Origin of the sequence: Streptomyces albidoflavus (assembly GCF_000719955.1) — a bacterium.
GTDB classification, from domain to species: Bacteria; Actinomycetota; Actinomycetes; order Streptomycetales; family Streptomycetaceae; genus Streptomyces; species Streptomyces albidoflavus.
In genome coordinates, this window is the sequence record NZ_JOII01000013.1 from 138710 (window position 1) to 159290 (window position 20581).

General features: G+C 72.9%; 20 protein-coding genes. 19 read left to right on the forward strand and 1 reads right to left on the reverse strand.

Annotation, left to right across the window (positions count from 1 at the left end):
• Positions 1-77: 77 nt before the first annotated feature.
• From aroC to nusB, 7 genes are all read left to right on the forward strand, one after another.
• A complete protein-coding gene (gene aroC / locus IF45_RS0116455; RefSeq protein ID WP_003947039.1) occupies positions 78-1262 on the forward strand; it encodes a chorismate synthase in 1185 nt (394 codons plus the stop codon).
• Positions 1259-1777, forward strand: coding sequence for a shikimate kinase (locus tag IF45_RS0116460; RefSeq protein ID WP_003947038.1), 519 nt, complete (start codon positions 1259-1261; stop codon positions 1775-1777). The genes aroC and IF45_RS0116460 overlap by 4 nt, the downstream gene beginning before the upstream one ends.
• On the forward strand, positions 1774-2856 hold the full coding sequence (gene aroB / locus IF45_RS0116465) for a 3-dehydroquinate synthase (protein ID WP_003947037.1): 1083 nt from the start codon (positions 1774-1776) through the stop codon (positions 2854-2856). The genes IF45_RS0116460 and aroB overlap by 4 nt, the downstream gene beginning before the upstream one ends.
• 182 nt (positions 2857-3038) lie before the next feature.
• Positions 3039-3914, forward strand: coding sequence for a Pro-rich N-terminal domain-containing protein (locus IF45_RS0116470; protein WP_003947036.1), 876 nt, complete (start codon positions 3039-3041; stop codon positions 3912-3914).
• 95 nt (positions 3915-4009) lie between these two features.
• The gene (locus IF45_RS0116475; protein ID WP_008406444.1) at positions 4010-5143 is read left to right on the forward strand and encodes an aminopeptidase P family protein; all 1134 of its coding nucleotides are present in this window, start codon (positions 4010-4012) and stop codon (positions 5141-5143) included.
• A gap of 94 nt (positions 5144-5237) precedes the next feature.
• The gene (gene efp / locus IF45_RS0116480) at positions 5238-5804 is read left to right on the forward strand and encodes an elongation factor P (protein ID WP_003947034.1); all 567 of its coding nucleotides are present in this window, start codon (positions 5238-5240) and stop codon (positions 5802-5804) included.
• 2 nt (positions 5805-5806) lie between these two features.
• Positions 5807-6235 carry a transcription antitermination factor NusB gene (gene nusB / locus IF45_RS0116485; protein WP_003947033.1) on the forward strand — a complete coding sequence of 143 codons (429 nt, stop codon included), beginning with the start codon at positions 5807-5809 and terminating at the stop codon, positions 6233-6235.
• A gap of 152 nt (positions 6236-6387) precedes the next feature.
• Here the strand turns inward: nusB and bldD are convergent, their stop codons facing one another.
• Positions 6388-6888, reverse strand: coding sequence for a transcriptional regulator BldD (bldD, locus tag IF45_RS0116490; RefSeq protein ID WP_003947032.1), 501 nt, complete (start codon positions 6886-6888; stop codon positions 6388-6390).
• A 285-nt stretch (positions 6889-7173) separates the two neighbouring features.
• On the opposite strand from bldD, the gene pyrR reads away from it, so the two are divergent.
• From pyrR to coaBC, 12 genes are all read left to right on the forward strand, one after another.
• Positions 7174-7770, forward strand: coding sequence for a bifunctional pyr operon transcriptional regulator/uracil phosphoribosyltransferase PyrR (gene pyrR, locus IF45_RS0116495; protein WP_030308098.1), 597 nt, complete (start codon positions 7174-7176; stop codon positions 7768-7770).
• A gap of 103 nt (positions 7771-7873) precedes the next feature.
• Entirely contained in the window at positions 7874-8872 is a 999-nt protein-coding gene (locus IF45_RS0116500) for an aspartate carbamoyltransferase catalytic subunit (RefSeq protein ID WP_030308099.1), read from the forward strand.
• Positions 8869-10164, forward strand: coding sequence for a dihydroorotase (locus IF45_RS0116505; protein WP_018471463.1), 1296 nt, complete (start codon positions 8869-8871; stop codon positions 10162-10164). Before IF45_RS0116500 ends, IF45_RS0116505 begins: the two co-directional genes overlap by 4 nt.
• An 11-nt stretch (positions 10165-10175) precedes the next feature.
• Complete coding sequence (locus IF45_RS0116510; RefSeq protein WP_030308100.1) at positions 10176-10775, forward strand: PH-like domain-containing protein; 600 nt, start codon at positions 10176-10178, stop codon at positions 10773-10775.
• Complete coding sequence (gene carA, locus IF45_RS0116515; RefSeq protein ID WP_008406435.1) at positions 10772-11914, forward strand: glutamine-hydrolyzing carbamoyl-phosphate synthase small subunit; 1143 nt, start codon at positions 10772-10774, stop codon at positions 11912-11914. The genes IF45_RS0116510 and carA overlap by 4 nt, the downstream gene beginning before the upstream one ends.
• On the forward strand, positions 11907-15212 hold the full coding sequence (gene carB, locus IF45_RS0116520; RefSeq protein ID WP_030308102.1) for a carbamoyl-phosphate synthase large subunit: 3306 nt from the start codon (positions 11907-11909) through the stop codon (positions 15210-15212). The genes carA and carB overlap by 8 nt, the downstream gene beginning before the upstream one ends.
• A gap of 78 nt (positions 15213-15290) precedes the next feature.
• Positions 15291-16403 carry a quinone-dependent dihydroorotate dehydrogenase gene (locus IF45_RS0116525; protein WP_018471467.1) on the forward strand — a complete coding sequence of 371 codons (1113 nt, stop codon included), beginning with the start codon at positions 15291-15293 and terminating at the stop codon, positions 16401-16403.
• Entirely contained in the window at positions 16400-17254 is an 855-nt protein-coding gene (gene pyrF / locus IF45_RS0116530) for an orotidine-5'-phosphate decarboxylase (RefSeq protein WP_003947025.1), read from the forward strand. The genes IF45_RS0116525 and pyrF overlap by 4 nt, the downstream gene beginning before the upstream one ends.
• A 400-nt stretch (positions 17255-17654) precedes the next feature.
• Entirely contained in the window at positions 17655-17978 is a 324-nt protein-coding gene (locus IF45_RS0116535; RefSeq protein ID WP_003970367.1) for an integration host factor, read from the forward strand.
• Positions 17979-18026: 48 nt separating this feature from the next.
• Positions 18027-18620 (forward strand): guanylate kinase, encoded by a 594-nt coding sequence (gmk, locus tag IF45_RS0116540; protein ID WP_003947022.1) that lies wholly within the window; start codon positions 18027-18029, stop codon positions 18618-18620.
• Positions 18621-18758: 138 nt separating this feature from the next.
• Positions 18759-19031: a DNA-directed RNA polymerase subunit omega gene (gene rpoZ, locus IF45_RS0116545; protein WP_003947021.1), complete on the forward strand. Its 273-nt coding sequence runs from the start codon at positions 18759-18761 to the stop codon at positions 19029-19031.
• Between the two features lie 167 nt (positions 19032-19198).
• Positions 19199-20446, forward strand: a complete 1248-nt coding sequence (gene coaBC, locus IF45_RS0116550) for a bifunctional phosphopantothenoylcysteine decarboxylase/phosphopantothenate--cysteine ligase CoaBC (RefSeq protein ID WP_030308104.1) — start codon at positions 19199-19201, stop codon at positions 20444-20446.
• Positions 20447-20581: the final 135 nt, after the last annotated feature.

Sequence of the window (20581 nt, forward strand, 5' to 3'; positions counted from 1 at the left end):
GAGGATCGGACGCGGCGGGCAGGGGACGCGCCCCCCGGCCGCGCCGCAGAGACCGGGCGCGAGCAGGAGGAGCACCGTTGAGCAGGCTGCGTTGGCTGACCGCGGGGGAGTCGCACGGACCCGCACTGGTGGCCACTCTGGAGGGACTTCCCGCCGGGGTGCCGATCACCACGGAGATGGTCGCCGACCATCTGGCCCGGCGGCGGCTCGGCTACGGTCGCGGCGCCCGGATGAAGTTCGAGCGTGACGAGGTCACCTTCCTCGGCGGGGTCCGCCACGGGCTGACCCTCGGCTCCCCGGTCGCCGTGATGGTGGGCAACACCGAGTGGCCCAAGTGGGAGCAGGTCATGGCGGCCGACCCGGTCGACCCCGAGGAGCTGGCCGCCCTCGCCCGCAACGCCCCCCTCACCCGCCCGAGGCCCGGCCACGCCGACCTCGCCGGGATGCAGAAGTACGGCTTCGACGAGGCCCGCCCGATCCTGGAGCGCGCCTCCGCCCGCGAGACCGCCGCCCGGGTCGCGCTCGGCGCCGTCGCCCGCTCGTACCTGAAGGAGACGGCCGGGATCGAGATCGTCTCGCACGTCGTGGAGCTGGCCGCCGCCAAGGCGCCGTACGGCACCCTCCCGCTTCCCGGCGACGTGGAGCGGCTCGACGCCGACCCGGTGCGCTGCCTGGACCCGGAGGCGTCCGCCGCGATGGTCGCCGAGATCGACCAGGCCCACAAGGACGGCGACACCCTCGGCGGTGTGGTCGAGGTCGTCGCCCACGGCGTGCCGGTCGGGCTCGGCTCGCACGTCCACTGGGACCGGCGGCTCGACGCGCGGCTGGCCGGCGCCCTCATGGGCATCCAGGCGATCAAGGGCGTCGAGGTCGGCGACGGTTTCGACCTGGCCCGGGTGCCCGGTTCGCAGGCCCACGACGAGATCGTCGTCACCGACGACGGCATCCGCCGCGCCTCGGGCCGCTCCGGCGGCACCGAGGGTGGCCTGACCACCGGCGAGGTGCTGCGGGTGCGGGCCGCCATGAAGCCCATCGCCACCGTGCCCCGCGCGCTCGGCACCGTCGACGTCGCCACCGGTGAGCCCGCCAAGGCCCACCACCAGCGCTCCGACGTCTGCGCCGTCCCGGCCGCCGGCATCGTCGCCGAGGCGATGGTCGCCCTCGTCCTCGCCGACGCCGTGGCGGAGAAGTTCGGCGGCGACAGCGTCGCCGAGACCCGCCGCAACGTCTCCGGCTACCTCGACCACCTCCCCGTCCGGTGAGCGCCGGTCCCTGCCTGGTCCTCGTCGGACCGATGGGCGTCGGCAAGTCCACCGTCGGAGCGCTGCTCGCCGAGCGGCTCGGCCACACCTACCGCGACACCGACGCCGACATCGTCGCCGCCGAGGGCCGCGAGATCGCCGAGATCTTCGTCGACGACGGCGAGCCCCACTTCCGCGAGCTGGAGCGCCGAGCCGTCGCCGCCGCCGTCGAGAGCCACCCCGGCGTCCTGGCCCTGGGCGGCGGCGCCGTCCTCGCCCCGGAGACCCGGGCGCTGCTCGCCGGCCGGCCGGTCGTCTACCTGTCGATGCAGGTCGACGAGGCGGTACGGCGCACCGGCCTGGCCACCGCCCGGCCGCTGCTCGCCGTCAACCCGCGCCGGCAGTGGCGCGAACTGATGGAGGCCCGCCGCCACCTCTACACCGAGGTCGCCCGCGCCGAGGTCGCCACCGACCACCGCACCCCCGAAGAGGTCGCCGAAGCGGTCCTCGACGCACTGGAGTTGAAGCACGCATGACCCTGCGTATCCCGGTCGGCGCCACCGCAGGCACCGACCCGTACGAGGTACTGATCGGCCGCCGGCTCCTCGGGGAGCTGCCCGGCCTCATCGGCGAGCAGGCCCGCCGGGTCGCCGTCATCCACCCCGAGGCGCTGGCCGAGACCGGGGAGGCGCTCCGGGCCGACCTCGCCGACCAGGGGTACGAGGCCATCGCCGTCCAGGTGCCCAATGCCGAGGAGGCCAAGACCGCCGAGGTCGCCGCCTACTGCTGGAAGGCGCTCGGCCAGTCCGGCTTCACCCGCACCGACGTCATCGTCGGCGTCGGCGGCGGCGCCACCACCGACCTCGCCGGCTTCGTCGCGGCGAGCTGGCTGCGCGGGGTGCGCTGGGTCGCCGTCCCGACCACCGTGCTGGCCATGGTCGACGCGGCCGTCGGCGGCAAGACCGGCATCAACACCGCCGAGGGCAAGAACCTCGTCGGCGCCTTCCACCCGCCGGCCGGGGTCCTCTGCGACCTGGCCGCGCTGGAGTCGCTGCCGGTCCACGACTACGTCAGCGGCCTCGCCGAGATCATCAAGGCCGGCTTCATCGCCGACCCGGTCATCCTCGACCTCATCGAGGCCGACCCGGCCGCCGCCCGCACCCCCGCCGGGCCGCACACCGCCGAACTCATCGAGCGCTCCATCCGGGTCAAGGCCGAGGTGGTCTCCGAGGACCTCAAGGAGTCCGGCCGCCGCGAGATCCTCAACTACGGCCACACCCTGGGCCACGCCATCGAGAAGAACGAGCGTTACGAGTGGCGGCACGGCGCCGCCGTCGCCGTCGGCATGCTCTACGCCGCCGAGCTGGGCCGCCTCGCCGGACGGCTCGACGACGCCACCGCCGACCGGCACCGCACCGTCCTGGAGGCGGTCGGCCTGCCGCTGACCTACCGCTACGACCAGTGGCCCAAGCTGGTCGAGAACATGAAGGTCGACAAGAAGTCCCGCGGTGACACGCTGCGCTTCATCGTCCTGGACGGCCTGGCCCGCCCCACCGTCCTGGAGGGCCCGGACCCGGCCGTCATGCTCGGCGCCTACGGCGAGGTCGCGGACTGACCGGCGGTGCCCGGCGGCGCGGCGGAGCCGTCCGCCCGCCGCCGGGCACGCCGTGACCTGCCCGCTCGTTCACACAACACCCGGCGGGGACGGTACCGTTCGGTAGCGCACCGGCGGCCGGGGGCTTCCCCCGGGCGCCGCGCGCCCCACGCCAGTTGCCCAACGAGACGGAGTGGCACCGGATGCAGCACGCAGGGGGGCCTCCGCTGCCGCCTTACCACCAGCAGGCCACGGCCGGCGCCGACTGGCCCCAGGGCACACCGCCCGCCCAGCCCCCGCACCCCGGGCCGCCGCCCCAGCCGCCGCACCCCGCCCAGCCTCCGGGCTTCGTCGGGAACGTGCCCTCCGGGCGCACCCCGCACCCCGCCCAGGCCGGCCCGACCCCGCCCGTCCCCCCGGCCTCGGTCCCGCCGGAGGGCACCGGCCACGTGCAGCTGCCGCCCGGCGGGCCGGTGGCGATGCCGAGCCCGCCGCCCGGCGCCGGGCAGGCCGACACCGGCAGCACCACCCTCGCGGTGCTGCTCATAGGCCCGGCCGGAGCGGGGAAGACCACCGTCGCCCGGCTCTGGGCCGAACAACGCCGCGTGCCCACCGCCCACATCAGCCTGGACGACGTCCGCGAATGGGTCCGCTCCGGCTTCGCCGACCCGCAGGCCGGATGGAACGACCACTCCGAGGCCCAGTACCGCCTCGCCCGCCGCACCTGCGGCTTCTCCGCCCGCAACTTCCTCGCCAACGGCATCTCCTGCATCCTCGACGACGCCGTCTTCCCCGACCGGCCGGTGATCGGCCTCGGCGGCTGGAAGCGCCACGTCGGCCCCGGGCTGCTCCCCGTGGTCCTGCTCCCCGGGCTGGAGATCGTCCTGGAGCGCAACTCCCAGCGCCACGGCAACCGCCGCCTCTCCGACGAGGAGGTGGCCCGCATCCACGGCCGGATGGCCGGCTGGTACGGCTCCGGGCTGCCGATCATCGACAACTCGCACCTCGACGCCGCGCAGACCGCCCGGGCCCTCGACGACGTCCTCGCCCGCGCCATCGCCAGCCCGCCCCAGTGGTGACCGGGCCGGGGTGACCGGGCCCGCCCCGAGCGCCCCGGTGCCCGGTCGGACGCGCTGAACCGGCCGGTGCGCCGAGCCGCTCGTAGGCTCGGAACATGTCCGAGGCCCCGCACGCGTACGACGTGTACCAAGCCCGCAGGCAGCGGCTGCGGGAGCGCTGCGCGGCGGCCGGAGACGCCGCCGCCGTGGTCTCCCGCCCGGCCAACATCCGCTACCTGACCGGCACCGCCCCCGAACGGGCCGCCCTGCTGCTCGGCGTCCACGATCCCGGCGCCGACGTGCTGCTCTGCGCCGTTGCGCCCGGCGCGCGGCCCGAGGAGGGGAGGCCCGACGAGGCGCTCCGGCTCCAGCTCCTGGACGGCCCCGGCGCCGACCCGGCGGTCGCCGCCGCCACCCTCGCGCTGCGCCAGGACCGGCGTCCCGTCGCGGTCGAGGAGCACGACCTGACGGTGGCCCGGCACCGGGCGATGGCCTCCGCCGCCCCCGGTATCGCCCTCACCGACCTGGGCGGCGCCGTCGAGCAGCTGCGGTACGTCAAGGACGAGGAGGAGATCTCCTGCCTGCGGATCGCCGCCGAGATCACCGACCAGGCGCTCGGCGAACTCCTGGAGTCGATCCTGGTCGGCCGTACCGAGCGGCACCTCGCCCTGGAGCTGGAGCGCCGCCTCATCGACCACGGCGCCGACGGACCCGCCTTCGCCAGCTCGGTGGGGACCGGGCCCAACGCGGGCCTCGCCCGCCACCAGCCCACCGACCGCCGGGTCGAGGAGGGCGACTTCCTCACCGTGAGTCTCGGCGCGGTCTACCGCGGCTACCGCTGCGCGATCGGCCGGACCTTCGTCATCGGCACCACCCCGGCCGACTGGCAGGTGGAGCTGTACGACCTGGTCTTCGCCGCCCAGCGGGCCGGCCGGGAGGCCCTCACACCCGGCGCGGCCTGCCGCGACGTCGACCGGGCGGCCCGTCAGGTGCTCACCGGTGCGGGGTACACCGAGGGCCTCGCCCCCGTCACCGGGCACGGTGTCGGCCTGGAAAACGTGGAGGACCCGCAGATCGCCCCTGCGGCCATGGGTAAACTGGACGCTCGTGTGCCGGTCACCGTCGAACCGGGAGTCCACCTCCCGGGCCGGGGCGGAGTCCGGATCGACGACACGCTCGTCGTGCGCCCCGAGGCGGACGGCGGACCCGAGCTACTCACGATCACGACCAAGGAGCTGCTCGCGCTCTAGCCCCGGCCTGTGCGCGCACCCGAGGTCCCACCAGCTCCCCGCTGACCGACAGGTCAGGGGGGAGACACCCATTCGTCCAGGAGATTCCGCAAACGTGGCTTCCACGAACGACCTCAAGAACGGCATGGTGCTCAAGCTCGACGGGGGCCAGCTCTGGTCCGTAGTCGAGTTCCAGCACGTCAAGCCCGGCAAGGGCCCTGCCTTCGTGCGCACCAAGCTGAAGAACGTGCTGTCCGGAAAGGTCGTCGACAAGACCTTCAACGCCGGCGTCAAGGTCGAGACGGCCACTGTCGACAAGCGCGACATGCAGTTCTCGTACATGGACGGCGACTACTTCGTCTTCATGGACATGGAGACGTACGACCAGCTGCACGTCGACCGCAAGGCCGTCGGTGACGCCGCCAACTTCCTCATCGAGGGCTTCACGGCGACCGTCGCCCAGCACGAGGGCGAGGTGCTCTTCGTGGAGCTGCCGGCCGCCGTCGAGCTGGTCATCCAGGAGACCGAGCCGGGCGTCCAGGGCGACCGCTCCACCGGCGGCACCAAGCCGGCGACCCTGGAGACGGGCCACCAGATCAACGTCCCGCTCTTCATCACCACCGGTGAGAAGATCAAGGTCGACACCCGTACGAGCGACTACCTCGGCCGGGTGAACAGCTAGCCGTGGCTGCTCGCAATACGGCCCGCAAGCGCGCCTTCCAGATCCTCTTCGAGGCCGATCAGCGCTCCACCGACGTGCTGACCGTCCTCGCCGACTGGATTCGGCACGCACGCTCCGACACCCGGCAGCCGCCGGTCAGCGAGTACACGATGGAACTCGTCGAGGGGTACGCCGAGCACGAGCGGCGCATCGACGAGCTCATCGCGCAGTACGCCGTCGACTGGACCCTCGACCGGATGCCCGTCGTCGACCGCAACATCCTGCGGCTCGGCGCCTACGAGCTGATCTGGGTCGACACGACGCCGGACGCGGTCGTGCTGGACGAGGCCGTCCAGCTGGCCAAGGAGTTCTCCACGGACGACTCCCCGGCCTTCGTCAACGGCCTGCTCGCCCGCTTCAAGGAGCTGAAGCCGGGTCTGCGCCGCGCCTGATCCACCCGTACACCGCGAGAGCCCGCAGCCGTCACGGTCGCGGGCTCTCGTCGTTCCGGGGGCCGGGCGGCGGCCTCCGGACGCGCCTGAGGGCGGCCCCGGAAACCTCCGGGACCGCCCTCAGGCGTGGCGCTGCACTGTCGTGGTGCCGGTCAGCTGTCCTCGTGGGCGACGGCGCGACGCGCGTCGGAGTCGAGGACGCCCCAGCTGATCAGCTGCTCGGTGAGGACCGAGGGCGACTGGTCGTAGATGACCGCGAGGGTGCGCAGGTCGTCCTGGCGGATGGAGAGGACCTTGCCGTTGTAGTCCCCGCGCTGCGACTGGATGGTGGCCGCGTACCGCTGGAGGGGGCCCGCCTTCTCCGGCGGGACGTTGGCCAGGCGCTCCAGCTGGAGGACGAGCTTCGGCGGGGGCTCGGCGGCGCCGCCGGGGGTCGTGCCCGGCAGCAGCTCCTGCACGGGGACGCCGTAGAAGTCCGCGAGCTCGGCGAGCCGCTGCACGGTGACGGCGCGGTCCCCGCGCTCGTACGAACCGACCACGACCGCCTTCCAGCGGCCCTGGGACTTCTCCTCGACGCCGTGGAGGGAAAGGCCCTGCTGCGTGCGGATGGCGCGGAGCTTGGCCCCGAGCTGTTTTGCGTATTCGCTGGACATGTGGCTCCCCGGACGAAGACTGGTAACTCACTGTGAGGTTACGCAGCGTTACTTGGCTGCGTCAAGCCGAACGAGGGTCCCGGAGCGGCCGCGGGCCGGTCCCGGGGCGCCCCGGCCCGCAGGGGGCCCGGTCCCCGGGGCCCCGCGGACCCGTCGGTCTCCGTTGGGCCGGGTGGGGGCCAAGGGGGTGACCAGGCATCTCCCGGTCGCTGGTACGGTGGACGACGCACATCCCGACGTCCTTTAAGAACCGTCCCGTGAGGCGGAGAAGGAGGTCCGTTCCCCGTGAACGCCACCACCCCGGAGAACACCGGGCCCTACGAGGCCCGCCCCGTTCTCGAAGGCCCCGACATCGGCCGGGTCCTCACCCGCATCGCCCACGAGATCGTCGAACGCGCCAAGGGCGCCGACGACGTGGTCCTGCTCGGCATCCCCACCCGCGGCGTCCATCTCGCCGAGCGGCTGGCGGCCAAGCTCGCCGAGATCACCTCGCGCCCCGTCCCGGCCGGCTCGCTGGACATCACCATGTACCGCGACGACCTGCGGCTGAAGCCCGCACGGGCCATCGGCCGCACCGAGATCCCCGCCGACGGGATCGACGGACGCCTCGTCGTCCTCGTCGACGACGTGCTCTTCTCCGGCCGCACCGTCCGCGCCGCCCTCGACGCCCTCGGCGACATCGGCCGGCCCCGCGCCGTGCAGCTCGCCGTCCTCGTCGACCGCGGCCACCGCGAGCTGCCGATCCGCGCCGACTACGTCGGCAAGAACCTCCCCACGTCGCTGCGGGAGACGGTCAAGGTCCAGCTCTCCGAGGAGGACGGCCGCGACGCGGTCCTGCTCGGCGCCGGGCCCCTGGACCCCGCCCCGGCAGGCGGCAAGTAGCACCCCACCGCGGTCCCGTCGCCGTCCACGCCCCGCGCGTGCCGGCCGCCGGACCAGGGTGTCCCCGCATGCCCGAAACCTCCCGAACGCACGGAGCCCACCGATGATGCGCCACCTCATCTCGGCCGCCGACCTCACCCGCGACGACGCCGTCCTCATCCTCGACACCGCCGAGGAGATGGCCCGGGTAGCCGACCGGCCGATCAAGAAACTGCCCACCCTGCGCGGCCGGACCGTCGTCAACCTCTTCTTCGAGGACTCGACGCGGACCCGCATCTCCTTCGAGGCCGCCGAGAAGCGCCTCTCCGCCGACGTCATCAACTTCACCGCCAAGGGGTCCTCGGTCTCCAAGGGCGAGTCGCTCAAGGACACCGCCCAGACCCTGGAGGCGATGGGCGTCGACGCCGTCGTCATCCGGCACGGCGCCTCCGGCGCGCCCTTCCGGCTCGCCACCTCCGGCTGGATCGACGCCGCCGTCATCAACGCCGGCGACGGCACCCACCAGCACCCCACCCAGGCCCTGCTGGACGCCTTCACGCTCCGCCGCCGCCTGGTCGGGCCCGACGCCGGCCTCGGCCAGGACCTGGCCGGCCGCCGGGTCACCATCGTCGGCGACATCCTGCACAGCCGCGTCGCCCGCTCCAACGTCGACCTGCTGCACACCCTCGGCGCCCACGTCACCCTCGTCGCCCCGCCCACCCTGGTGCCGGTCGGCGTCGAGAACTGGCCCTGCGAGGTCTCGTACAGCCTGGACAAGGTGCTCGACCGCTCGGACGCCGTGATGATGCTCCGGGTGCAGCGCGAGCGGATGAACGCCGCGTACTTCCCGACCGAGCGCGAGTACGCCCGCCGGTACGGGCTGGACGGGGAGCGGATGGCGAAGATGCCCGCCGACGCCATCGTCATGCACCCCGGCCCGATGGTCCGCGGCATGGAGATCACCGCCGAGGTCGCCGACTCGCCGCGCTGCACCGTCGTCGAGCAGGTCACCAACGGCGTCTCCGTGCGGATGGCCGTCCTCTACCTGCTGCTGGGCGGGAACGAGCCCGCCGTCGCCCAGAACCGCTCCGCCCCCGCCTCCGAGGAGAACCACGCATCATGACCGCCCACACCAAGACGCTGATCCGCGGGGCGCGCCTGCTCGGCGGCGAACCGCAGGACGTCCTGATCGACGGGGAGACCGTGGCCGCCGTCGGCACCGGCCTCGACGCCGAGGGCGCCCGGGTGATCGAGGCCGGGGGCCTGGTCCTCCTCCCCGGCCTGGTCGACCTCCACACCCACCTGCGCGAGCCCGGCCGCGAGGACTCCGAGACCGTCCTCACCGGCACCCGCGCCGCCGCCGCGGGCGGCTACACCGCCGTGCACGCCATGGCCAACACCTTCCCCGTCGCCGACACCGCCGGCGTGGTCGAGCAGGTCTGGCGGCTCGGCAAGGAGTCCGGCTACTGCGACGTGCAGCCCGTCGGCGCCGTCACCGTCGGCCTGGAGGGCAAGCACCTCGCCGAGCTGGGCGCGATGCACGACTCGGCGGCGAACGTCCGGGTCTTCTCCGACGACGGCAAGTGCGTCGACGACGCGGTGATCATGCGCCGCGCCCTGGAGTACGTGAAGGCGTTCGACGGCGTCGTCGCCCAGCACGCCCAGGAGCCCCGGCTCACCGAGGGCGCCCAGATGAACGAGGGCGTCGTCTCCGCCGAACTCGGTCTCGGCGGCTGGCCCGCCGTCGCCGAGGAGTCGATCATCGCCCGCGACGTGCTGCTCGCCGCCCACGTCGGCTCGCGCGTGCACATCTGCCACCTCTCCACCGCCGGCTCCGTGGAGATCGTCCGCTGGGCCAAGTCCAAGGGGTGGAACGTCACCGCCGAGGTCACCCCGCACCACCTGCTCCTCACCGACGAGCTGGTGCGCACCTACAACCCGGTCTACAAGGTCAACCCGCCACTGCGCACCGAGGCCGACGTCCTGGCGCTGCGCGCGGCCCTGGCCGACGGCACCATCGACTGCGTCGCCACCGACCACGCCCCGCACCCCCACGAGGACAAGGACTGCGAGTGGCCCGCCGCGGCCATGGGCATGGTCGGCCTGGAGACGGCGCTCTCCGTGGTCCAGCAGACGATGGTCGACACCGGCCTGCTCGACTGGGCCGGCGTCGCCGACCGGATGTCCTTGCGCCCGGCCGCCATCTCCGGCATCGCGGGGCAGGGCCGCCCGGTCGCCGCGGGAGAGCCCGCCAACCTCACCCTGGTCGATCCCGATTACCGTGGAGACGTGGACCCCGCGGGCTTCGCCTCCCGCAGCCGCAACACCCCCTACGAGGGCCGTGAGCTGCCGGGACGCGTCACCCACACCTTCCTGCGGGGCCGGGCAACGGTAGTGGACGGGAAGCTGGCGTGACACCTGTACTGATGACTCTGGCCGCCGAGCAGAAGTCGGCGGAGGTGACGGACTGGGCCGCGCGCATCGGCTGGCTCGTCGGCCTCGCCCTCTTCGTCGCCCTCGTCTACTGGCTGATGCGCGAAGGGTGGAAGTGGCGCGGGACCCTCCAGTCCGGCCTGCCCGAGCTGCACACCACCCCCGAGGGCCTCGCCCCGGCCACCCTCACCCTGACCGGCCGCTACCACGGCTCCACCACCGCGGGGCAGTGGCTGGACCGGATCGTCGCCGGGGGCCTGGGCACCCGCAGCCGCGCCGAGCTGACCCTCCACCCCGAGGGGCTCGACGTGGTCCGCCCCGGCGCCGCCGGCTTCTTCGTCCCCGCCGAGGCCCTCCTCGGCGCCCGCCTCGACAAGGGCATCGCCGGCAAGGTCCTGCCCGAGGGCGGCCTGCTGGTCGTCACCTGGACCCACGGGGACCAGGTGATCGACTCCGGCTTCCGCTCCGACCGGGCCGCCGAGCACCCCACCTGGGTCAAGGCCCTCGGCACCCTGGAGGCCGAGGACGCCGCCGCCGCGTCCGCCGCCCCCCACCCGCACCACGACCGCACGACGGAAGGCACCGCACGATGACGACCTCCACCCGGGGAGCCGGCCAGGCTCCCGCCGTACTCGTCCTGGAGGACGGCCGCACCTTCCGCGGCCGCGCCTACGGGGCCGTGGGGGAGACCTTCGGTGAGGCGGTGTTCTCCACCGGCATGACCGGCTACCAGGAGACCCTGACCGACCCCTCCTACCACCGCCAGGTCGTCGTCATGACGGCCCCGCACGTCGGCAACACCGGCGTCAACGACGAGGACCCCGAGTCCCGCAGGATCTGGGTCTCCGGCTACGTCGTCCGCGACCCCGCCCGCCGCGCCTCCAACTGGCGCTCCCAGCGCTCCCTCGACGAGGAGCTGGAGCGGCAGGGCGTCGTCGGCATCTCCGGCGTCGACACCCGCGCCCTCACCCGCCACCTGCGCGAGCGCGGCGCCATGCGCGTCGGCATCTTCTCCGGCGAGCAGCTCGCCGACGAGGCCGCCCTGGTGGAGCGGGTCCGCCAGGCCCCCGAGATGAAGGGCGCCGACCTCTCCGCCGAGGTCGCCACCGAGCAGGCGTACGTGGTCCCGGCGATCGGCGAGAAGAAGTTCACCGTCGCCGCCGTCGACCTCGGCATCAAGGGGATGACCCCGCACCGGATGGCCGAGCGCGGCATCGAGGTGCACGTGCTGCCGGCCACTGCCACCGCCGAGGACATCTGGGCCGTCAAGCCCGACGGTGTCTTCTTCTCCAACGGCCCCGGCGACCCCGCCACCGCCGACCACCCGGTCGCGCTGATGCGCGCCGTCCTGGAGCGGGGCACGCCGCTCTTCGGCATCTGCTTCGGCAACCAGATCCTCGGCCGCGCCCTCGGCTTCGGCACCTTCAAGCTGAAGTACGGCCACCGGGGCATCAACCAGCCCGTCCAGGACCGCTCCACCGGCAAGGTCGAGGTCACCGCGCACAACCACGGCTTCGCCGTCGACGCGCCCCTCGACAAGGTCTCCGAGACCCCCTACGGCCGCGCCGAGGTCTCCCACGTCTGCCTCAACGACAACGTGGTGGAGGGCCTGCGCCTGCTCGACCGGCCCGCCTTCTCCGTCCAGTACCACCCCGAAGCAGCGGCCGGCCCGCACGACGCCGCCTACCTCTTCGACCGTTTCGTCACCCTGATGGAGGGCCAGCGTGCCTAAGCGCTCCGATATCCAGTCCGTCCTGGTCATCGGCTCCGGCCCGATCGTCATCGGCCAGGCCGCCGAGTTCGACTACTCCGGCACCCAGGCCTGCCGCGTGCTCAAGGCCGAGGGCCTGCGCGTCATCCTGGTCAACTCCAACCCGGCGACGATCATGACCGACCCGGAGATCGCCGACGCCACGTACGTCGAGCCGATCACCCCCGAGTACGTTGAGAAGATCATCGCCAAGGAGCGCCCCGACGCCCTCCTGCCCACCCTCGGCGGCCAGACCGCGCTCAACACCGCGATCTCCCTGCACGGCGCCGGAATCCTCGACGAGTACGGCGTCGAGCTGATCGGCGCCAACGTCGAGGCGATCAACAAGGGCGAGGACCGCGACCTCTTCAAGGGCGTCGTCGAGGCCGTCCGCGAGAAGATCGGCCACGGCGAGTCCGCCCGCTCGGTCATCTGCCACTCCATGGACGACGTCCTCGCCGGCGTCGAGGAGCTGGGCGGCTACCCGGTCGTCGTCCGCCCCTCCTTCACCATGGGCGGCGCCGGCTCCGGCTTCGCCCACGACGAGGAGGAGCTGCGCCGCATCGCCGGGCAGGGCCTGACCCTCTCGCCCACCACCGAGGTGCTCCTCGAAGAATCGATCCTGGGGTGGAAGGAGTACGAGCTGGAGCTGATGCGCGACCGCAACGACAACGTCGTGGTCGTCTGCTCCATCGAGAACTTCGACCCGATGGGCGTGCACACCGGCGACTCCATCACCGTCGCCCCCGCCATGACCCTCACCGACCGCGAGTACCAGCGGCTGCGGGACATCGGCATCGCGATCATCCGCGAGGTCGGCGTCGACACCGGCGGCTGCAACATCCAGTTCGCGGTCAATCCCGAGGACGGCCGGATCATCGTCATCGAGATGAACCCGCGCGTCTCCCGCTCCTCGGCGCTCGCCTCCAAGGCGACCGGCTTCCCGATCGCCAAGATCGCCGCCAAGCTCGCCGTCGGCTACACCCTCGACGAGATCCCCAACGACATCACCGAGCAGACCCCGGCCTCCTTCGAGCCGACGCTCGACTACGTCGTCGTCAAGGCCCCCCGCTTCGCCTTCGAGAAGTTCCCCTCCGCCGACTCCACCCTCACCACCACCATGAAGTCGGTGGGCGAGGCCATGGCGATCGGCCGGAACTTCACCGAGGCGCTCCAGAAGGCGCTCCGCTCGCTGGAGAAGAAGGGCAGCCAGTTCGCCTTCACCGGCCCCACCGGCGACAAGGACGCGCTGCTGCGCGAGGCGGTCCGCCCCACCGACGGCCGCATCAACACCGTCATGGAGGCGATCCGGGCCGGTGCCACCCAGGAGGAGGTCTTCGCCGCGACGAAGATCGACCCCTGGTTCACCGACCAGCTCTTCCTCGTCAAGGAGACCGCCGACGAGCTGGCCGAGGCGCGCGAGCTGACCCCCGAGCTGCTCGCCCACGCCAAGCGCCACGGCTTCTCCGACAGCCAGATCGCCGCCCTGCGCGGCCTGCGCGAGGACGTCGTCCGCGAGGTCCGGCACGCCCTCGGCGTCCGCCCGGTCTACAAGACGGTCGACACCTGCGCCGCCGAGTTCGCCGCGAAGACCCCGTACTTCTACTCCTCCTACGACGAGGAGAGCGAGGTCGCGCCGCGCGAGAAGCCCGCGGTGATCATCCTGGGCTCCGGCCCGAACCGCATCGGCCAGGGCATCGAGTTCGACTACTCCTGCGTCCACGCCTCCTTCGCGCTCTCCGACGCCGGGTACGAGACCGTCATGGTCAACTGCAACCCGGAGACCGTCTCCACCGACTACGACACCTCCGACCGGCTCTACTTCGAGCCGCTCACCCTGGAGGACGTCCTGGAGATCGTCCACGCCGAGCAGCAGGCAGGACCCGTCGCGGGCGTCATCGTCCAGCTCGGCGGCCAGACCCCGCTCGGCCTCGCCCAGGCCCTCAAGGACAACGGCGTGCCCGTCGTCGGCACCCCGCCGGAGGCGATCCACGCCGCCGAGGACCGCGGCGCCTTCGGCCGCGTCCTCGCCGAGGCCGGGCTGCCCGCCCCCAAGCACGGCACCGCCACCACCTTCGACGAGGCCAAGGCCATCGCCGACGAGATCGGCTACCCGGTCCTGGTCCGCCCGAGCTACGTCCTCGGCGGCCGCGGCATGGAGATCGTCTACGACGAGGCCCGGCTCTCCGCGTACATCGACGAGTCCACCGAGATCAGCCCCTCGCGGCCGGTCCTGGTCGACCGCTTCCTCGACGACGCCATCGAGATCGACGTCGACGCCCTCTACGACGGCACCGAGCTGTACCTCGGCGGCGTCATGGAGCACATCGAGGAGGCCGGCATCCACTCCGGCGACTCGGCGTGCGCCCTGCCCCCGATCACCCTCGGCGGCTACGACATCAAGCGGCTGCGCGCCTCCACCGAGGCCATCGCCCGGGGCGTCGGGGTGCGCGGACTGATCAACATCCAGTTCGCCCTCTCCGGCGACATCCTCTACGTCCTGGAGGCCAACCCGCGCGCCTCGCGGACCGTGCCCTTCACCTCGAAGGCCACCGCGGTGCCGCTGGCCAAGGCGGCGGCCCGCATCTCGCTCGGCGCCACCGTCGCCGAGCTGCGCGCCGAGGGGCTGCTCCCGGCGGCCGGCGACGGCGGCACCCTGCCGGCCGACGCGCCGATCTCCGTCAAGGAGGCCGTCATGCCGTGGAGCCGCTTCCGCGATATCCACGGCCGCGGCGTGGACACCGTCCTCGGCCCGGAGATGCGCTCGACCGGCGAGGTCATGGGCATCGACGCCGTCTTCGGCACCGCCTACGCCAAGTCCCAGGCCGGGGCGTACGGCCCGCTGCCCACCAAGGGCCGCGCCTTCATCTCGGTCGCCAACCGGGACAAGCGGTCGATGATCTTCCCCGCCCGGGAACTGGTCGCCCACGGCTTCGAACTGCTCGCCACCTCCGGCACCGCCGAGGTGCTCGGCCGCAACGGCATCAAGGCCACCGTGGTCCGCAAGCAGTCCGAGGGCGAGGGCCCCGACGGCGAGAAGACCATCGTCCAGCTGATCCACGACGGCGAGGTCGACCTCATCGTCAACACCCCGTACGGCACCGGCGGCCGCCTCGACGGGTACGACATCCGCACCGCGGCGGTCGCCCGGGCGGTGCCCTGCCTGACCACGGTCCAGGCGCTGGCCGCCGCCGTCCAGGGCATCGACGCCCTGCACCACGGCGACGTCGGCGTCCGTTCCCTCCAGGAACACGCCGAGCGGCTCACCGCCGCCCGCTGACCGCCCCGAGGGGGACACCGGAAACGGTGTCCCCCTCTTCATGAGGCCCCCGCCCCGCCCCCGACGAGGACGTCCCGCATGTACCCGCTCTTCTTCCGCCTGTTCTTCCGGCGCCTGGACGCCGAGCGCGCCCACCACCTCGCCTTCCGCTGGATCCGGCTCGCCGCCCGCGTCCCGGTGGTGCGGACCTTCGTCGCCGCGTACTTCGCCCCCCGCCACCAGGAGCTGCGGACCGAGGCGCTCGGCCTGCGCATGCACGGCCCCTTCGGCCTCGCCGCCGGCTTCGACAAGAACGCGGTCGGCATCGACGGCATGGCCATGCTCGGCTTCGACCACGTCGAGATCGGCACCGTCACCGGCCAGGCCCAGCCGGGCAACCCGCCCAAGCGCCTCTTCCGCCTGGTCGAGGACCGCGCGCTGATCAACCGCATGGGCTTCAACAACGAGGGCTCCGCCGCCGTCGCGGCCCGCCTCACCGGCCGCCGCCCGGTCTTCCGCACCACCGTCGGCGTCAACATCGGCAAGACCAAGGCCGTCCCCGAGGCCGAGGCCGTCGCCGACTACGTCACCTCCACCGAGCGGCTCGCCGCCCACGCCGACTACCTCGTCGTCAACGTCTCCTCGCCCAACACCCCCGGCCTGCGCGACCTCCAGGCCGTCGGCCACCTGCGCCCGCTGCTCACCGCCGTCCGCGAGGCCGCCGACCGCTCGGTCCCCGGCCGCCGCGTCCCGCTGCTGGTCAAGATCGCCCCCGACCTCGCCGACGAGGACATCGACGCCGTCGCCGACCTCGCCGTCGAACTCGGCCTGGACGGCATCATCGCCACCAACACCACCATCGCCCGCGAGGGCCTCGGCCTCACCGCCGACCCCGCCCTGGTCGCCGAGACCGGCGGCCTCTCCGGCGCGCCCCTGAAGGCCCGCTCCCTGGAGGTGCTCCGCCGCCTGTACGCCCGCGTCGGCGACCGCCTGACCCTGGTCGGCGTCGGGGGAGTGGAGACCGCCGAGGACGCCTGGCGGCGCATCCTCGCCGGGGCCACCCTGGTCCAGGGCTACAGCGCCTTCATCTACACCGGCCCCGGCTACGCCCGCGCCGTCCACCGGGGCCTGGCCGAGCTCCTCGCCGACAGCCCCCACGCCACCCTCGCCGAGGCCGTCGGCGCCGACACCCGGAAGGACGCCGCCGCATGACGACGACCCCGCCCGCCGCCCCCGCCCCCTTCGGCGCCCGGCTGCGCCGCGCCATGGACACGTACGGGCCGCTCTGCGTCGGCATCGACCCGCACCCCTCGCTCCTCGCCGACTGGGGGCTCGGGGACGACGTCGCGGGGCTGACCGCGTTCACCCGGGCGAGTGTCGACGCGCTCGCCGGGCACGTCGCCTCGGTGAAGCCGCAGAGCGCCTTCTTCGAGCGGTTCGGCTCGCGGGGCCTGGCCGTTCTCGAAGGCGCCGTCGCCGAGCTGCGGGACGCCGGGACGCTGGTGATCATGGACGCCAAGCGCGGCGACATCGGCTCCACCATGACCGCCTACGCCCAGACCTACCTGAGCCCCGGCGCCCCCCTCTTCAGCGACGCCCTCACCGTCTCGCCCTACCTCGGCTACGGCTCGCTGGCCCCGGCCGTGGAACTGGCCCGCGAGAGCGGCAGCGGCCTCTTCGTGCTCGCCCTCACCTCCAACCCGGAGGGCGCCGAGGTCCAGCACGCGGTGCGCCCCGACGGCCGTACCGTCGGCGCCACGATGCTGGCCCACCTCGCCCGCGACAACGAGGGCGCCGCCCCGATGGGCTCCTTCGGCGCGGTGGTCGGCGCGACCCTGGGCGACCTCTCCTCGTACGACCTGGAGATCGGCGGGCCGCTGCTGGCCCCCGGCATCGGGGCGCAGGGGGCGACGGCGGCCGATCTCCCGAAGGTCTTCGGGCCCGCCGCCCACCTCGTGGTGCCCAACGTCAGCCGTGGCGTCCTGCGCCACGGTCCGGATGTCGCCGCGCTGCGCGGTGCGGCCGAGCGGTTCGCCGACGAGATCCGGGCCGCGGTGGCGTGAGCCGCGCGTCCGGGCGTCCGGATGGGGCGGCCGGTCCGCCCCGTCCCGGCCCCGGAACTGCAATGTTCAACCAAAATATCCGTGGTGAAGGGCCCTCGCGGCGGTTCCGCATCCTCGTGGAGGAGGTGTGGCGGCGCTCTGTTGACGCGTTGTCGACGCGACGCGGCGCCCTTCACCCCGAAAATCTCGGCCCTTATGTCGTGAATGTCGTATACCTGGGACCGCTTGACGATCCTGACCAGGACTTTTCGACTGTTCTCGCTGACTCGGGACGCCATGGCCGCTAGTCTCCACCGAGAGCGACGGAGCAAGCGCGTTGCTCCGTTCAGCCCCGGTGGGGGACCGATCGGTCCTGCGCCGGATTCGTATCCGACAGTTCGATATCCGAGGTGACGTAGGCGTGGCTCTTCCGCCCCTTACCCCTGAACAGCGCGCAGCCGCGCTCGAAAAGGCCGCCGCGGCTCGCCGGGAGCGGGCCGAGGTCAAGAATCGACTCAAGCACTCCGGCGCCTCGCTGCACGAGGTCATCAAGCAGGGCCAGGAGAACGACGTCATCGGCAAGATGAAGGTCTCCGCCCTCCTCGAATCGCTCCCGGGCGTGGGCAAGGTCCGGGCCAAGCAGATCATGGAGCGGCTCGGCATCTCCGAGAGCCGCCGTGTGCGCGGTCTCGGCTCCAACCAGATCGCCTCCCTGGAGCGGGAGTTCGGGGGCTCCCCGGCCTGACGCGAGCCTGCTTTCCGGTCCAGGCCGGGAAGCTGGAATAATCGCCCCATGGCAGCAACACCCCGGGGGACCTCCCCCGTACCCCCGGACGCACGTCCGCGACTGACCGTGCTCTCCGGCCCCTCCGGGGTCGGCAAGAGCACGGTCGTCGCTCATATGCGCAAGGAGCACCCCGAGGTCTGGCTCTCGGTCTCCGCCACCACGCGCAAGCCCCGGCCGGGCGAAAAGCACGGAGTCCAGTACTTCTTCGTCTCGGACGAGGAGTTCGACAAGCTGATCGCCAACGGCGAGCTGCTCGAATGGGCCGAGTTCGCCGGCAACCGCTACGGCACGCCCCGGCGCGCCGTGCTGGACCGCCTGGAGGCCGGTGAGCCGGTCCTGCTGGAGATCGACCTCCAGGGCGCCCGGCAGGTCAAGGAGTCGATGGCCGACGCGCAGCTGGTCTTCCTCGCCCCGCCGAGCTGGGAAGAACTGGTCCGCCGCCTCACCGGGCGCGGCACCGAGTCGGCCGAGGTGATCGAGCGCCGTCTGGCGGCCGCCAGGATCGAACTGGCCGCCGAGGCGGAGTTCGACACCACCCTGGTCAACACCTCCGTCGAGGCGGTCGCCGTCGAGCTGCTAGCCTTGATGGAGATTCTCTGATCCATCGTGTGATTCATTGTGATCCCCTGCCCCACCGTCGGTGAGGCCCCTGATCCCGGCACCCGCCCCGCGGGCCGCGCCGGAGACCGGACCGCGACGGCGGGCAGTCCCCCAGAAGTTTCTTCGGAAGGCTAGAGAGTGTCCTCTCCCATCACCACGCCCGAGGGCATCATCAACCCGCCGATCGACGAGCTGCTTGAGGCCACGGACTCCAAGTACAGCCTCGTGATCTACGCGGCCAAGCGCGCCCGTCAGATCAACGCCTACTACTCGCAGCTCGGCGAGGGCCTGCTGGAGTACGTCGGTCCGCTGGTGGACACCCACGTGCACGAGAAGCCCCTGTCGATCGCGCTCCGCGAGATCAACGCCGGCCTGCTGACCTCCGAGGCCGTCGAGGGCCCCGTCCAGTAAGACCTGGTCGGCGGCGTCACCGCACCCGCACACCACGGGCCCGGCAGCACTGCTGCCGGGCCCGTGGTGTGTCATAGGGTGCCAGGCGGCCCCGTACCCGGGGCCCGGGCCCCCGGAAGCCCCGATCGAGGCGTCCGGAGCCGAGACACGACAGGCGAGGAGACGTGGTGGCGGACGACGTGGCGGCAGCCGACGGGACGCGGGGCGGCGGACGGGACGGACTCAGGGTCGTCCTCGGGGTCACCGGCGGCATCGCCGCCTACAAGGCGTGCGAGCTGCTGCGCAGGTTCACCGAGGCCGGCCATGCGGTCCGGGTGGTGCCCACCGCCTCCGCGCTCCACTTCGTCGGCGCCCCGACCTGGGCGGCCCTCTCCGGGCAGCCCGTCTCCACCGAGGTCTGGGACGACGTGCACGAGGTCCCGCACGTCCGCATCGGCCAGCAGGCCGACCTCGTCGTCGTCGCCCCGGCCACCGCCGACGTCCTCGCCAAGGCCGCCCACGGCCTCGCCGACGACCTGCTCACCAACACCCTGCTGACCGCCCGCTGCCCGGTGGTCTTCGCCCCCGCGATGCACACCGAGATGTGGGAGCACCCCGCCACCCGGGAGAACGTCGCCACCCTGCGCCGCCGCGGCGCCGTCGTGATCGAACCGGCCGTCGGCCGCCTCACCGGCGCCGACAGCGGCAAGGGCCGGCTGCCCGACCCCGGCGAGATCTACGAACTCTGCCTGCGGGTCGGCGAGCGCGGCACCGCCGACCGCGACCTGGCCGGACGCCACGTCGTCGTCAGCGCCGGCGGCACCCGCGAGCCGCTCGACCCGGTCCGCTTCCTCGGCAACCGCTCCTCCGGCAAGCAGGGGTACGCCCTGGCCCGCACCGCCGCCGCCCGCGGCGCCCGGGTGACGCTGCTCTCGGCCAACGCCGCCCTGCCCGACCCGGCCGGGGTCGACGTCGTCCACGTCACCACGGCGAGGGAACTGCGCGACGCCGTCCGGCAGGCCGCGGGCACGGCCGACGCCGTGGTGATGGCCGCGGCCGTGGCCGACTTCCGGCCCGCCGCCTACGCCACCGGGAAGATCAAGAAGCAGGAGGGCAAGGAGCCCGAGCCGGTCGCGCTGGTCCGCAACCCGGACATCCTGGCCGAGCTGGCCGCCGACCGGGCCCGGCCCGGCCAGCTGATCGTCGGCTTCGCCGCCGAGACCGACGACATCCTCGCCAACGGCCGGGCCAAGCTCCGCCGCAAGGGGTGCGACCTGCTGGTGGTCAACGAGGTCGGCGAGAACAAGACCTTCGGGGCCGAGGAGAGCGAGGCCGTGGTCCTCGCCGCGGACGGCAGCGAGACCCCCGTCCCGTACGGCCGTAAGGAGAACCTCGCCGACACGGTGTGGGACCTGGTGGCCAACCGCCTGGGATGAGTGCCAGACTCCCCCCACCAGGTCTGTCCGAACCTGGTGGAAACGGTACGAATGGCCGCCTGTGAGGGAGACATTCCGTATCGATCAAGGCCGTGCCGCTGGTCACAGAGCTCCCAAGAGGCGAGACAACTGGCC

What these genes read in the sequence shown, in the direction of transcription:
- bldD (WP_003947032.1), bottom strand. Translation starts at nt 6,888, where the DNA reads ATGTCCAGCGAATACGCAAAACAGCTCGGGGCCAAGCTCCGCGCCATC.
- IF45_RS0116475 (WP_008406444.1), top strand. Translation starts at nt 4,010, where the DNA reads ATGTCCGAGGCCCCGCACGCGTACGACGTGTACCAAGCCCGCAGGCAG.
- carA (WP_008406435.1), top strand. Translation starts at nt 10,772, where the DNA reads ATGACGACCTCCACCCGGGGAGCCGGCCAGGCTCCCGCCGTACTCGTC.
- gmk (WP_003947022.1), top strand. Translation starts at nt 18,027, where the DNA reads ATGGCAGCAACACCCCGGGGGACCTCCCCCGTACCCCCGGACGCACGT.
- IF45_RS0116525 (WP_018471467.1), top strand. Translation starts at nt 15,291, where the DNA reads ATGTACCCGCTCTTCTTCCGCCTGTTCTTCCGGCGCCTGGACGCCGAG.
- IF45_RS0116470 (WP_003947036.1), top strand. Translation starts at nt 3,039, where the DNA reads ATGCAGCACGCAGGGGGGCCTCCGCTGCCGCCTTACCACCAGCAGGCC.
- IF45_RS0116505 (WP_018471463.1), top strand. Translation starts at nt 8,869, where the DNA reads ATGACCGCCCACACCAAGACGCTGATCCGCGGGGCGCGCCTGCTCGGC.
- aroB (WP_003947037.1), top strand. Translation starts at nt 1,774, where the DNA reads ATGACCCTGCGTATCCCGGTCGGCGCCACCGCAGGCACCGACCCGTAC.
- IF45_RS0116510 (WP_030308100.1), top strand. Translation starts at nt 10,176, where the DNA reads ATGACTCTGGCCGCCGAGCAGAAGTCGGCGGAGGTGACGGACTGGGCC.
- pyrF (WP_003947025.1), top strand. Translation starts at nt 16,400, where the DNA reads ATGACGACGACCCCGCCCGCCGCCCCCGCCCCCTTCGGCGCCCGGCTG.
- IF45_RS0116500 (WP_030308099.1), top strand. Translation starts at nt 7,874, where the DNA reads ATGATGCGCCACCTCATCTCGGCCGCCGACCTCACCCGCGACGACGCC.